Origin of the sequence: Burkholderia sp. 8Y (assembly GCF_902506145.1) — a bacterium.
Lineage (GTDB): Bacteria > Pseudomonadota > Gammaproteobacteria > Burkholderiales > Burkholderiaceae > Caballeronia.
This window is the reverse complement of record NZ_LR733519.1, coordinates 667,932-681,480: the sequence shown is the minus strand read 5'-3', so window position 1 is coordinate 681,480 and position 13,549 is coordinate 667,932. Positions and strand designations below refer to the sequence as shown.

The 13,549-nt window shown below is 64.7% G+C and carries 10 protein-coding genes; 4 read left to right on the top strand and 6 right to left on the bottom strand.

Annotated elements, in window-relative coordinates; translation table 11 throughout:
• Positions 1-2 precede the first annotated feature (2 nt).
• The 4 genes from fdhE to fdnG all read right to left on the bottom strand — a co-directional run bounded on the left by fdhE (position 3) and on the right by fdnG (position 5,894).
• Positions 3-1,028, bottom strand: a complete 1,026-nt coding sequence (gene fdhE, locus GV035_RS02970) for a formate dehydrogenase accessory protein FdhE (RefSeq protein WP_159833222.1) — start codon at positions 1,026-1,028, stop codon at positions 3-5.
• Positions 1,029-1,245: 217 nt separating this feature from the next.
• Entirely contained in the window at positions 1,246-1,896 is a 651-nt protein-coding gene (locus GV035_RS02965; RefSeq protein WP_159833220.1) for a formate dehydrogenase subunit gamma, read from the bottom strand.
• Positions 1,883-2,815: a formate dehydrogenase subunit beta gene (gene fdxH, locus GV035_RS02960; RefSeq protein ID WP_159833218.1), complete on the bottom strand. Its 933-nt coding sequence runs from the start codon at positions 2,813-2,815 to the stop codon at positions 1,883-1,885. The genes GV035_RS02965 and fdxH overlap by 14 nt, the downstream gene beginning before the upstream one ends.
• 10 nt (positions 2,816-2,825) lie before the next feature.
• Positions 2,826-5,894 carry a formate dehydrogenase-N subunit alpha gene (gene fdnG, locus GV035_RS02955; RefSeq protein WP_159833216.1) on the bottom strand — a complete coding sequence of 1,023 codons (3,069 nt, stop codon included), beginning with the start codon at positions 5,892-5,894 and terminating at the stop codon, positions 2,826-2,828.
• 336 nt (positions 5,895-6,230) lie between these two features.
• On the opposite strand from fdnG, the gene GV035_RS02950 reads away from it, so the two are divergent.
• The 3 genes from GV035_RS02950 (at position 6,231) to GV035_RS02940 (ending at position 10,154) form a co-directional block, all read left to right on the top strand.
• Entirely contained in the window at positions 6,231-7,535 is a 1,305-nt protein-coding gene (locus GV035_RS02950) for a YihY/virulence factor BrkB family protein (protein ID WP_159833214.1), read from the top strand.
• A 309-nt stretch (positions 7,536-7,844) separates the two neighbouring features.
• A complete protein-coding gene (locus GV035_RS02945) occupies positions 7,845-9,032 on the top strand; it encodes a porin (protein WP_159833212.1) in 1,188 nt (395 codons plus the stop codon).
• Between the two features lie 159 nt (positions 9,033-9,191).
• Positions 9,192-10,154 (top strand): glycerophosphodiester phosphodiesterase family protein, encoded by a 963-nt coding sequence (locus GV035_RS02940; protein ID WP_201303891.1) that lies wholly within the window; start codon positions 9,192-9,194, stop codon positions 10,152-10,154.
• Between the two features lie 4 nt (positions 10,155-10,158).
• Here GV035_RS02940 and GV035_RS02935 read toward each other — a convergent pair whose 3' ends face one another.
• Positions 10,159-11,028: a proteasome-type protease gene (locus GV035_RS02935; RefSeq protein WP_159833210.1), complete on the bottom strand. Its 870-nt coding sequence runs from the start codon at positions 11,026-11,028 to the stop codon at positions 10,159-10,161.
• Between the two features lie 192 nt (positions 11,029-11,220).
• Between GV035_RS02935 and GV035_RS02930 the strand changes: the two genes are divergently transcribed.
• Complete coding sequence (locus GV035_RS02930; protein WP_159833208.1) at positions 11,221-12,789, top strand: 3'-5' exonuclease family protein; 1,569 nt, start codon at positions 11,221-11,223, stop codon at positions 12,787-12,789.
• On the opposite strand, the gene GV035_RS02925 is transcribed toward GV035_RS02930, so the two are convergent.
• Complete coding sequence (locus GV035_RS02925; RefSeq protein WP_159833206.1) at positions 12,786-13,529, bottom strand: SDR family oxidoreductase; 744 nt, start codon at positions 13,527-13,529, stop codon at positions 12,786-12,788. The genes GV035_RS02930 and GV035_RS02925 overlap by 4 nt on opposite strands.
• Positions 13,530-13,549: the final 20 nt, after the last annotated feature.

The window sequence follows — 13,549 nt, the reverse complement described above, 5'->3', positions numbered from 1 at the left end:
GCTCATTGCGCTTCGCCCGCTTCGTCGGCTTCGTCCGATGCGCTGTGTTCGGGCCACAGCCACGGATTCGGCGCGGGGCGTCTGAAGCCTGCATCGCCCATCAGAAGATCGAGCGTCAGGCTCGCGAGATCGTCCGCGAGCGGCTCGAAATCGTACGCTTTCTCCTGATAACCGATCTTGCGATACGTGCCGCATTCGTCGCACGACTCCGCTTTCAGCGGCGCTTTCCTCGCGCGTTCGGCGCGGGCTTGCTCGTCTTCAGCGGTTTGCGCGGCGCTCGCTTCCGCGTCGTCCATCGCGTGATAGGCGATGCCTTTCGTCGAGTCGCAATTCGAGCACTTCGCGCGCACGACGTGCCACTCGGTCGCGCACAAACCGCACTGCACGTAGCGATACCCTTCGTGCACGCCGCCCACGCGCACGACGCTCGCGACCGGCATCGTGCCGCAGACGGGACACACGCCCGACGTGTCCATGTACGGCACTTGCGCGCTGCCGATGCGGCTCGCGATATCCGTCCACACCACCTGCAACGCCGCGACGATGAACGGCGCGGCGGCGGGCTCGATCTCGGCGAAACGCAGCGCGAGAATCGCGTCGGCCTGCGCGTCGAGCGCGGCGGCGGGCATCGATCGCAGATGCGCGACGAGTTGCGCGAGCGGCGGCGTCAGCGCGCCCGCGGCTTCGATTCGGTCGAGCAGCATGAAGAGCACATCGCGCCACGCGGGATCGCGCTCATCGGCGGCGAGCGCGGGGACGATCGGCATCGAATGCTGCTGATTCAGCGCGATGGACTCGCGCGATGGCATCGGCGCGCTGAAATCGGCGAGCACCCGCTGCTGCGCGTCGGCGAGCGCGGCCATGAGACGCAGATAGCCCGCAATAGGGTGACTCGCCTCGGCAAGCTGGCGCAGGCGCGCGGCGCGCGCACCGAACACCGTTGCGCGTTCAGGCATGCGGAGCCGTGGAATGGCCGACTGATCGAGTGCTTCGATCGAGGCAGCGGATTCGAGTATGCGTTGAACCACTTGAGTTTGTCCTCGAAATGCTTTGGTGCTTTGAGTGCGGCGCAAGAGCGGCGCATTGAAAAGAAGAATAACAGCTTGTCGGATAGCGTTCAGACAGCGCAAATGGAGACGCGCGGCATCACGCGGACCGTTCTGCGCAAAGAAGAACCGCCCGGCCTGAACGAGGCGCGAGCGGTTGGGATCACTGCCCTGGCGTTTCGCGGAACAGCCGCGCCGCCTACTTCCCGATGATCTCCTTGAACCAGCGCGGATGGTGCTTGCGCGCCCATCCATACGTCACAGTTCCGCGCACCATCGCGCTGATCGATCCCTTGATCCACAGTCCCGCATAGATATGGATGATGATCGACACGATGAGCACGAAGGCCGTCGCCGCATGCACGACCGCGGCGAGCCGGACGACGGTGATCGGAAAGTAGAACGTGAAGTACGCGCGCCAGATCACGACGCCGGAAGCCAGCAGCAACAAGAGGCTCGCCACCATCACGAAGAACACGAGCTTCTGACCGGCGTTGTACTTGCCGATCTCGGGCAGGCGGTCTTCGCGGTTGGCGAGCACGTCGTCGATCTGCTTCATCCACTGGACGTCGCTCTTGTCCAGATAGTTGTGATGCCAGAAGCGCAGCGCGAGCACCAGGAACGACAGGAACATCACGCAGCCCACGAACGGATGCAGGATGCGCGTCCATTGCCCGCCGCCGAAAAGCGCGTAGAGCCACGACATGGACGGATGAAACATCGCGAGGCCGGACAGCGCGAGCAGCACGAAGCTGATCGCGGTGATCCAGTGGTTCGTGCGCTCGTTCGGCGTGTAGCGCACGATCAGGCGGTTGCCTCGCACGTCGCGCAATTCGCTATCGTGTTTCATTCGAACGCTCCTTTTCGTTGCGTGCCTCTTCCGCCTCGCGCTGCGCCTCGGCTTCCTCTTCCGCGCTCACTTCGTTCGGACCGACACGCGTGTAGTGGAAGAACCCGGCGAGCGCGGCGAGCGCCATGCCCGCGACCGCGAGCGGCTTCGTCACGCCCTTCCAGACCGACACCAGCGGGCTGATCCGCGGATTCGCGGCGAGCCCGTGATACAGCCCTGGCTGATCCGCGTGATGCAGCACGTACATGACGTGCGTGCCGCCCACGCCGGCCGGGTTGTAGAGACCCGCGTTCTCGAAACCGCGTTCCTTCAGGTCTTCCACGCGGTCTTCCGCCTGCTGGATCATGTCCGTCTTGGTGCCGAACATGATCGCGCCGGTCGGACACGTCTTCACGCACGCCGGCTCCTGCCCGACCGCGACGCGATCGGAACAGAGCGTGCACTTGTACGCGCGGTTGTCTTCCTTCGAGATGCGCGGAATGTTGAACGGGCAGCCCGTCACGCAATAGCCGCAGCCGATGCAGTTTTCCTCGTGAAAATCCACGATGCCGTTCGTGTACTGAACGATCGCGCCCGGCGACGGACACGCCTTCAGACAGCCCGGGTCCTCGCAGTGCATGCAGCCGTCCTTGCGGATCAGCCATTCGAGGTCGCCCTTCGGGTTCTCGTACTCCGTGAAGCGCATCACCGTCCACGAATGTTCGGTGAGATCGCGCGGGTTGTCGTAGACGCCCGTCGTATGACCGACGTCGTCGCGCAGATCGTTCCACTCCATGCACGCCGTCTGGCACGCCTTGCAGCCGATGCACTTCGACACGTCGATCAGCTTCGCGACGGTGCCCGTGACCGGCTCGCGGACTTGCGGCGGCGGCGTGGTGGTGGCGGAAACGCGCTTGATATCCAGCGATTGCAGAGCCATTCTCGTCTCCTTATGCCTTCTCGACTTTGACGAGGAACGACTTGAACTCAGGCGTCTGCGAGTTCCCGTCGCCCACGGAAGGCGTCAGCGTGTTGACGAGATAGCCCGGCTGCGTCAGGCCCTTGAAGCCCCAATGCAGCGGCAGGCCGACGGTTTGCACCTTCTTGCCCTCCACGGTCAGCGGTTTGATGCGTTTGGTGACGAGCGCCACCGCGATGATGTGTCCGCGATTGCTCGACACCTTCACGCGATCGCCCGCGACGACGCCCACTTCCTTCGCCAGATCCTCGCCGATTTCCACGAACTGCTGCGGCTGCACGATCGCGTTGAGCTTCACGTGCTTGGTCCAGTAGTGGAAATGCTCGGTCAGGCGATAGGTCGTCGCCGTATGCGGGAACTGATCGGCAGTGCCGAACGCCGCGCGATCGTCCGGGAACACGCGCGCCGCCGGATTGCTCGTCACCGTCTTGTTGTCCGGGAAGAACGGGTTGTAGCCGAGCGGCGTCTCGAACGGTTCGTAGTGAACCGGGAACGGGCCTTCGTTCATGCCGTCGCGAGCGAAGAAACGCGCGACGCCCTCCTGGTTCATGATGAACGGATTCATGCCGTTTTCCGGCGGTTCGTCCGCCTTGAAGTCCGGAATGTCCGCGCCGGTCCACGCCCGGCCGTTCCAGCCGATCAGCTTGCGCGACGGATCGAACGGCTTGCCGCTCACATCGCACGATGCGCGGTTGTACAGCACGCGGCGATTCACCGGCCACGCCCACGCCCAGTTCAGCGTCTGGCCGATGCCCGTCGGATCGCTGTTGTCGCGGCGGCCCATCTGATTGCCCGCCTGCGTCCACGCTCCGCAGTAGATCCAGCATCCGCTCGCGGTGGAACCGTCGTCGCGCAACAGGGCGAAGCTCGACAGCTGTTCGCCCTTCTTCGCGAGCACCTTGGTCTTGTCCGTCGGATCGGTGACGTCGGCGAGCGCGCGGCCGTTGAACTCCATCGCGATCTCTTCGGGCGTCGGGCTTTCCGGGTCGGCGTACGGCCACGACATCTTCAGTATCGGATCGGGATACTTGCCGCCGTGCTCCTGATACGCCTTGCGCATGCGCAGCCACAGCCCCGACATGATCTCGATGTCGCTTTTCGCTTCGCCCGGCGGCTGCGCGCCCTGCCAGTGCCATTGCAGCACGCGCGAAGAAGACACGAGCGAACCGCGCTCTTCCGCGAAGCACGTGGTCGGCAGACGGAACACCTCAGTTTGTATCTTCGATGGATCGACGTCGTTGAACTCGCCGTGGTTCTTCCAGAACTCCGACGTTTCCGTGGCGAGCGGATCCATGATGGCGAGCCACTTCAGCTTGGACAAGCCGAGGCCGATCTTCGCCTTGTTGGGCGCGGCGGCAAGCGGATTGAAGCCCTGCGCGATGTAGCCGTTCATCTTGCCCTGCGCCATCAGCTCGAACACTTGCAGCAGGTCGTAGGACTTGTCGAGCTTGGGCAGATAGTCGAAGCCGAAGTTGTTCTCGGCGGTGACGTTGTCGCCCCACCACGACTTCATGAAGCTCACGTGGAACGCGCGGTAGTTCTTCCAGTAGCTCAACTGGTTGGGCCGCAGCGGCTGCGTCGCGCGCTTCGTGATGTATTCCTCGTAATCCTGCTCGCCTTCCATCGGCAGGGTCATGTAGCCCGGCAGAAGGTTCGACATAAGGCCAAGGTCGGTGAGCCCCTGGATGTTCGAGTGGCCGCGCAGCGCGTTCATGCCGCCGCCCGCGATGCCGATGTTGCCGAGCAGAAGCTGCACCATCGCGCCGGTGCGGATCATCTGCGCGCCGACCGAGTGATGCGTCCAGCCGAGCGCATACAGCACGGTGCCAGCGCGGTCCGGCTGCGCCGTCGAAGCGAGCATCTCGCAGACCTTCAGGAACTTGTCGGTCGGCGTGCCGCACACCTTCGTCACCATTTCGGGCGTATAGGCGGCGTAGTGCTGCTTCATCAGGTTGTAGACACAGCGCGGATGCTGCAGCGTCGGATCGACCTTCGCGAAGCCGTCGTCGCCGCGCTCGTAGTCCCAGCTTGTCTTGTCGTACTTGCGATGCTCGGCGTCATAGCCCGTGAACGTGCCGTCCTTGAACGCGAAGTCCTCGCGCACGATGAACGACATGTCCGTGTAGTTCTTCACGTACTCGTGCTGAATCTTGTCGTGCGTCAACAGATAGTTGATGACGCCGCCAAGGAACGCGATGTCCGTGCCGGTGCGAATCGGCGCGTAGAAATCCGCGACCGACGCCGTGCGCGTGAAGCGCGGATCGACCACGATCAGGCGCGCCTTCCTGTGCGCCTTCGCCTCGGTCACCCACTTGAAGCCGCACGGGTGCGCCTCGGCCGAGTTGCCGCCCATCACCAGAATAACGTCCGCGTTCTTGATGTCGACCCAATGGTTCGTCATCGCTCCACGGCCAAACGTCGGGGCAAGACCTGCCACCGTCGGGCCATGTCAGACACGCGCCTGATTGTCGAATGCGAGCATGCCAAGACTGCGGACAGTCTTGTGCGTCAGATAGCCGACTTCGTTGCTGCCCGCCGACGCGGCGAGCATGCCCGTCGTCAGCCAGCGGTTGACCTTCTTGCCGTCCGCCGTCGTCTCGACGAAGTTCGCGTCGCGGTCTTCCTTCATCAGCTTCGCGATGCGGTTGAGCGCGTCGTCCCACGAAATGCGCGTCCACTCGTTCGAGCCCGGCGCGCGATATTCGGGATACAGCAGGCGGCTCGGGCTATGGATGAAGTCGATGAGCGATGCGCCTTTCGGGCACAGCGTGCCGCGATTGACCGGGTGGTCGGGATCGCCTTCGATATGGATGATGCTGGCCTTCGCGTTCTTGGCGTTGTCGCCCAGGCCGTACATGAGGATGCCGCACCCGACCGAACAGTACGGACAGGTGTTGCGCGTTTCAGTGGTGCGCGACAGTTTGTATTGCCGGACTTCGGCGAGTGCGGGTGCCGGAGAGAAGCCCAGTGCAGCCAGGCTCGATCCGGCGAGCGTGCTCGCGGAAACCTTGAGGAACTGTCGCCGTGACATTTGAAGCATGATGTCCTCGGCGCGTCGTTGGAGTGGGGTGTTCTAGAGTATAGGGGCGCGCGTTCGGCTTCGCCGTCCGCCTGCCCGCCGCTTTACATCGGGCCGCCGGTGCCGCCGTCCTGCGGCGAGGCGCTTTGCCGCGCGAAGCGAACGACCGTCCCGTCGCGGCAGGCGCGATCATAACAACGTTCTTATTTATGCGCTTCGTCCGTTCCGGCGTGTGTTGGAACGGAACCTGCTCGATCGGTCGCAATGACCGCCCGCCGCGGGTCCGCGCAATGCGCTCTTGCGCTTTTGCGCTTTCGGCTCGCGCCGCCACCGTTCGATCGAACCGAGACATTCGTCATGAGCTCCGTTTCCACGCAAAAAATAGGCACCGCCGTCAAAAAAGATGCGTCGTGGGCGCTCGGCGCGCTAAAACAATTCTCCGAGAACCGCTGCGCCGCGATGGCCGCGAGCATCGCGTTCTATTCCGCGTTTTCGCTCGCGCCGACGCTCGTCATGGTGATCGCGGTGGCCGGCTGGGTGTTCGGCCCGGAAGCGGCGCGCGGCCAGCTCTTTCACCAGGTCAACGGGCTGATCGGCGATCAGGCGGCGGCGGGCGTGCAGAGCATCGTGGAGAACGCGCATCGCAGCGGCGGAACGGGGCTCGCCGCCATCATCTCGTTCGTGCTGCTGGCCGTGGGCGCCTCGGCGACGTTTTCATCGCTCAACACGGCGCTGAACATTGTCTGGCCGCTGACAGGCGAGCAGCGTTCCAGCGTCTTCGCGATGGTGCGCGTGCGGCTCGTGTCGTTCGGGCTCGTGCTGGGCGTCGCGTTCCTGCTGATCGTCTCGCTCGTGCTCGATACCGCGATTCAGGCCGTCGGCATGTGGCTCTGGGGCAATTCGCCGTTCGTCATCATCGGGGACATCGTGCAATTGGTGGCCGGGCTCGCGATTTTGTCCGTCGCGTTCGGCGCGCTCCTCAAGTTTCTGCCCGATGCGCCGGTCCAATGGCGCGATGCGCTCGTCGGCGGCGTGGTGGCGGCCATCTTCTTTTCGGTGGGGAAGAAGCTGTTCGCCTTTTATCTCACGCACGCGGGCACGGCGAGCGCGTTCGGCGCGGCGGGATCGCTCGCCGTGCTGCTCATGTGGCTCTATTTCTCGGCGGCGGTGCTGCTGCTCGGCGCGGAGTTTTCGGCGGCGCGCGCGCGCCTGCACGATCCGCGCGGCGCGTGGGGCGTGCAAAGCAACGGAAACGTGCCGCCGGGCAGCCGCGCGAAAATCGGTTCGATGCTCGCGGCTTCCACGCGCGTCGACATGGCGGAAGACTGGCGGCAACCGACGACGACCAAAACCGACGTTCGCGGCGGCCGCGCGGCCAGCGTTCCCACGCGATACGCCAGGCTTCCGAGCGATAGCCGCACGCGCCAGGCCGCCCTTGCGCTCAGGCGCGCGATCGAGCTTTCGCGGAAGGTGGCGCGCGCCGAATCGACCGCCACGCGCGCCACGGCCGTCGCGATGGTCGGCGCGGGGCGCAAGGCGTCGCAGGCGAATGCCGCCGTCAAGCGACACCCGTGGCGGGCCGTGCTGGTTGCGGCTACGGCGGGCATGGCGGTGGCGTTGTTGTCCAAGCGCGACGGCGACGGGCATTCGCGCGACAGTTGAACGAATCGCCGGCTTTCGCGTGAATCGAAAAAACGGGCGAAGCCGACGTCGTTTATTGTCCGATTCAACATCAATCGCTGCGGCGCTTCAAACTGCGACGCGCGCGTTCAACTACGCGCGGAACTTTTCTTTGCCGATATGGTCATCAGCCGAATTCTCGTGGAACCGCCGCAAACCCTGTGTGGGCGGGCGTCTTGCCGCACTGTGTCTTTTTAGAGACAGTCTTTTTTTTCGTTTCTAACGTAACGAAACGTTGCGTTATTCTCTGCGCCGGTAACAACGATTTTAATCATTCGCGTGGAGAATTCGATGAAACGATTCGCACTGACGTCCCTCTCGCTGGCCCTGCTCGGCGCGGCTGGCGCGGCACAGGCACAAACGAGCGTGACGCTGTATGGCGTGATCGATACGGGCATTGCCTATGTCAGCCATGCCAACGCAGCGGGCGACCATCTGTTCGGCATGGTCAACGGTACGCTGTCCGGCCCGCGTTGGGGCTTGAAGGGTCAGGAAGACCTCGGCGGCGGCCTGAAGGCACTGTTCCAGTTGGAAAGCGGCTTCGATCCGGGTACGGGCCGTCTGAACCAGGGTGGCCGCGAGTTCGGTCGTCAGGCGTTCGTCGGTTTGAGCGGCAATCAGTGGGGTACGGTCACGCTGGGTCGCCAATATGACCCGTCGGTCGACATGGTCCAGGGCCTCACGGCTGACAACTACTGGGGCGCAGCGTTTGCAACCCCGGGCGACGTCGACAACTACGACAACAGCCTGCGCGTGAGCAACGCCGTCAAGTACGTGTCGCCGGTGTTCTCGGGCTTCCAGTTCGAAGGCATCTACGGCTTCAGCAACCTGGCGGGCGCGACCGGCCAGGGCATGACCTGGGGCGGCGCGGCAACCTACGCGAACGGCCCGTTCTCGCTGGCAGCCAGCTACCTCAAGGTGAACAACCCGAGCGCAGGCCGCACGCCGCTGACGGCAACGAACACCGGCTGGAACAGCCCGTCGTCGGATTCGCTGTTCAACACCGTCATCAACGGCGGCTACTCGACGGCTCACGCGGTCGGCATCGCACGCGGCGCAGGCCAGTACGTGTTCGGTCCGTTCACGGTCGGCGCGTCGTACAGCTTCGCGCAGTACAAGAACGACGGCAACTCGCTGTTCTCGCAGCAAGAGAAGTTCAACATCGGCAACGGCTACGTGAACTTCCAGCTGACGCCGGCTACGCTGTTGGGTCTCGGCTACACGTACACGCACGGCAGCGGCGACACGTCGGCAACGTATCACCAGGCTTCGATCGGTGCCGATTACTCGCTGTCGAAGCGCACGGACGTCTACGCAGTTGGCGCGTATCAGCACGCAAGCGGCACGCAGCGCGTGAACAACGCGAACGGCACGTCGACTTCGACGGTCGGCGCGACGGCTTCGATCAGCGACTTCGGCTTCGAAAGCGGCCGCAGCCACCAGGAACTGGTCCTCATCGGCCTGCGTCACAAGTTCTAATAACAACCGGTTGGCGTGGCACGCGAGTGCCGCGTCATCGGACAAGCGGTATCTCGAACAGCCATCGGTTCTCCGATGGCTGTTTTTTTTGCGCGGTCGTCGCGTGGCCGCTTCCATGCAAAATCGCGTTTCGATACCGCCGTTCACGGAGCTCAATTGATGGTCGCCCGCGCGTTCGCCCTCTTTCGCTGCATCGCTTTGGCTGCGCTTTTCGCGAGCGGCGTCGCGCATGCGTTCGCGGACGAACCGCCCGCGCTGCCGATGATCGTCGCGCACCGCGCCGGCACGGCGGACTTTCCCGAGAACACGCTGCTCGCCATCGCGGGCGCGCTGGAACATCGCGCGGACGCGATCTGGCTTTCGGTTCAGCTCACGCGCGACGGCGTGCCGGTGCTCTATCGCCCGGCGGATCTGTCCGCGAACACGGACGGCAAAGGCGCCGTCGAGAACCTCGGCCTGACGGCCCTGCAACGTCTGAACGCCGGCTGGAATTTCGCACGCGTCGATGCGATGGGCGCGCGAACGTATCCGTATCGCGCGCATCCGCTGCGCATTCCGACGCTCGAAGACGCGCTTTCCGCGATTCCGGCGTCCGTGCCCGTGATGCTCGACATGAAGGCGCTGCCCGCCGAGCCGCAAGCGGCGGCCGTCGCGCGGGTGCTGGATCGGGCGAACGCATGGCAACGCGTGCTGATCTATTCCACCGACGCCGTGTATCAGAGCGCATTCGCCGCCTATCCGCGCGCGCGGCTTTTCGAATCGCGCGATGCGACGCGTGGACGGCTCGCGGGCGTCGCGTTGGCGCATACGTGCGCCGAGCCGCCGCAGCCCGGCACGTGGGCCGCATTCGAGTGGAAAAGGCAGATGGAACTGGTCGAGACCTTCACGCTCGGCGAAGCGCGTTCGCCCGTGATCGCGCAACTGTGGACACCGCAGGCGCTCGCATGCTTCCGGGCGCGCGGCGAGGCGCATGTGCTCGCTATCGGCATCGACAACGCGGAGGATTACCGCGCCGCCGCGTGCCTCGGCATCGACGCCGTGCTGGCGGACTCGCCGCGCACGATGCAGGCGATCAGGTCGAGCATCGCGATGCCGCTGCAATGCCGCGCGAACGCCCGCTGAACGTTCACTGCTGGGGGGCGTTGCCCGCGCCTTCGACGTCCTGCGCGAGCGTCTGCGCGGGCGCGTCGGAACTGGCGGGCAGGTCGCCAATCACCAGCCGCGGCACCGTGTTGCCCGCCTCGCGCCGGCGCAGCGGCACGTCGGCGAGGTCGGTCCACGTCGGGTTTGGAATCTCGCCGAAAAGCTGCCGCAGGCGCTCGCCCCATGTGCGGTTGATCATCTGGTAATACGCGCTGTTGTTGTCGAGCGTGGCGAAGCGCGTGACGCGCAGCGCGTCCTTCTCGTAGACCAGCAGATCGAGCGGCAGACCGACCGAGAGATTCGAGCGCAGCGTGGAATCCATCGAAATGAGCGCGCATTTCGCGGCCTCGTCGAGCGGCGACGCCGGAGTAATCACGCGGTCGATGATCGGCTTGCCGTACTTCGATTCACCGATCTGAAAGTACGGCGACACGCGCGTCGATTCGATGAAATTGCCCGCCGCATACACCATGAAAAGGCGCGGACCCTGGCCGTGAATCTGACCGCCGAGAATGAAGCTGCAATTGAAGTCGACGCTGAATTCCGCGAGCGACAGCGCATCGCGCCGATGCACTTCGCGCACCGCATCACCCACGATGCGCGCGGCTTCCGCCATCGTGGCGCAGCTATAGAGCGTCGGCGCGTCGTGATCGGCGGGCTCGGCGAGCAACTGCGTCACCGCTTGCGTGAGCGCGAGGTTGCCGGCCGCGAGCAGCACGAGCACGCGCTCGCCGGGCTGCTCGAAAACGGCCATCTTGCGAGCGGCGCTGACGTGGTCGACGCCGGCGTTGGTGCGCGTGTCGGACAGGAACACGAGGCCCTCGTCCACGCACATGCCCACGCAGTAAGTCATGTTGATATTTCCGAAAACAAAAAACCAGACCGCCATTGTACTGATCGTGCCTGCGCGCTGCATCGTGCGTGCAGGTTTTTGCTTAACGGCACGCCTGTACGCCGGCTTTAGCGCGGGTGCGCGTGCCGTTTTCGCGCTAGACTCGGCGCACGTCAGCCTCTTTCGTTCGCGCCTTTCGTCCACGCCGCTTTCATGCAAGAAGATTCCCTCGCCGATACCCTCCTCGCCGGGCTTGCGCGCCCGATCGTGTTCGTCGATCTTGAAACCACGGGCAGCGATGCCACGGTGGACCGCATCACCGAAATCGGCGTTGTCGAGGCGAGCACAGCGGGCATCGAGCAATGGAGCGTGCTCGTCGATCCGGGCGTGCCCGTGCCGCCGTTCGTCTCGCGCCTCACGGGTATCGACGACGCCATGCTGCGCGGCCAGCCGACGTTCGAATCGCTCGCGCCGGCGCTGGCCGAGCGGCTGCACGGCAAGCTCTTCGTCGCGCACAACGCGCGCTTCGACTACGGCTTTCTAAAGAACGAATTCCGTCGCGCGGGCATCGCGTTTCGCGCCGACACGCTCTGCACGGTGCGGCTGTCGCGTGCGCTATTTCCGTCGGTCGAGCGGCATGGTCTCGATGCGCTGATCGCGCGGCTCGACCTCGCGCCGCAAGGACGCCACCGCGCGCTCGCCGATGCCGACCTGCTCTGGCAGTTCTGGCTGAAAATTCACGCGCTGTACTCGCAAGACTTGATCGATGCCGCCGTGAAGACGCTCGTGAAGCGCGCGAGCCTGCCCGCCGCGTTGCCCGAAGGCGCACTCGACGCGCTGCCGTCCACGCCCGGCGTCTATCTCTTTCACGGCGACGACGACGTGACGCTCTACGTCGGCAAGAGCATCAACCTGAAGCAGCGCGTGACGGCGCACTTTTCGGGCGATCATCGGCTGGCGAAGGACTTGTCGATCTCGCAGGCGATACGGCGCATCGAATATCGCGAGACAGTCGGCGAACTCGGGGCGCTGCTGCTCGAAGCGAAGCTCGTGAAAGACCTGCGGCCGGTCCACAATCGCCTGCTCAAGCGCGCGTCGCCGGCATGCGCGTGGCAATGGCTGCCGGGCGCGCCTTCGCCGGTGCTGCTGCGCGCCGACAAGCGCGATCTCTCGCGCGAACCGCATCTCTTCGGCGTGTTCGCGTCGCGCGGCAAGGCGCATGGTTTCATGCGTCATCTCGCCGATGAACACAATCTCTGTCACGCGACGCTCGGTCTGGAAAAAGCGCCGACAGGAAGGACGCGCGGCTGCTTCGGCTTTCAGGTGAAGCATTGCCTCGGCGCATGCGCGGGCGTCGAAACGCTCGCGGATCACGCGGCGCGCGCACGCGAAGCACTCGACGCGTCGCGCATCGTGCGCTGGCCTCACGATGGCCCCGTTGCGATCGCCGAGCGCGATGCGCAGACCGGCCGCGAAGCATGGCACGTGATCGATCGCTGGTGCTATGTCGGCACGTGCGTGTCGCGGGACGACATCGCCGCGCTACTCGCGAGCGCGCCCGAGCTTCGTCCATTCGATGCCGATGTGTACAGCCTGCTCGCGAAACGATTCGCATCGGGACAACTCGAATGGATCGCCTGCGATGCGCGTCCCGCCTTCAGCCTCGTCGTGCAGCAAGGACTCATCTTGCCGGCGGCGTCGCATGAGAAGCGGACCGCGCCGCGCCGCCGCGCCGTTGCAACGCCGAATGCAGGCGCGGGGCAACTTGCGTTGTCTGTCTAGGCCACGCCGCCGTTCGCGCGCACCACTTGGCCGTTGACCCAACCTGCATCCGCGCCGACGAGAAATGCCACGACGGACGCGATATCGTCGGGCTGACCGAGACGTTCCAGCGGCGGCATCTTCGCGAAGTTCGCCACCTGCTCGTCAGTCTTGCCGTCCAGAAAAAGCGCGGTCGCGACCGGTCCCGGCGCGACCGCGTTCACCGTGATGCGCCGCCCGCGCAACTCCTTCGCAAAGACCTGCGTGAACGCTTCGACGGCCGCTTTCGTCGCGTTGTAGACGGCGTAACCCGGCATGTTCAGCGCGAGCGTCGTGCTCGAAAAGTTCACGATGCGCCCGCCGTCGTTCATGCGCGACGCCGCCTCGCGAAGCGTATTGAAGGTGCCGCGCACGTTGATGTCGAACGTACGGTCGTAGAGCGCGTCACTCGTATCGGCGAGCGGTGCGGGCTTCAGCACGCCCGCGTTGTTGACGAGCACATCGACCTTGCCGAGTTCGGCTTCGACCGTGTCAAACATGCGCTGCACGTCGCCGGATGACGCGACGTTCGCTTTGACCGCGATGGCCGCGCCGCCCGCCGCGCGCAAATCATCGACGAGGGCATCCGCTTCTTCTGCACTCGACGCATAGTTCACCGCGATCGCGAAGCCCTCGCGCGCGAGCCTCCGCGCGATCGCCGCGCCGATACCACGCGATGCGCCCGTGACGACGGCCACACGTTTCGCTTGTGCCTGACTCATGACTCGCTCCTTGAAAGTAG

Bases quoted from the DNA above. Each gene is read 5' to 3' on its own strand.
- GV035_RS02950 (WP_159833214.1), top strand. From the start codon at position 6,231: ATGAGCTCCGTTTCCACGCAAAAAATAGGCACCGCCGTCAAAAAAGAT.
- GV035_RS02935 (WP_159833210.1), bottom strand. From the start codon at position 11,028: ATGACTTACTGCGTGGGCATGTGCGTGGACGAGGGCCTCGTGTTCCTG.
- GV035_RS02945 (WP_159833212.1), top strand. From the start codon at position 7,845: ATGAAACGATTCGCACTGACGTCCCTCTCGCTGGCCCTGCTCGGCGCG.
- GV035_RS02930 (WP_159833208.1), top strand. From the start codon at position 11,221: ATGCAAGAAGATTCCCTCGCCGATACCCTCCTCGCCGGGCTTGCGCGC.
- fdxH (WP_159833218.1), bottom strand. From the start codon at position 2,815: ATGGCTCTGCAATCGCTGGATATCAAGCGCGTTTCCGCCACCACCACG.
- GV035_RS02925 (WP_159833206.1), bottom strand. From the start codon at position 13,529: ATGAGTCAGGCACAAGCGAAACGTGTGGCCGTCGTCACGGGCGCATCG.
- GV035_RS02965 (WP_159833220.1), bottom strand. From the start codon at position 1,896: ATGAAACACGATAGCGAATTGCGCGACGTGCGAGGCAACCGCCTGATC.
- GV035_RS02940 (WP_201303891.1), top strand. From the start codon at position 9,192: ATGGTCGCCCGCGCGTTCGCCCTCTTTCGCTGCATCGCTTTGGCTGCG.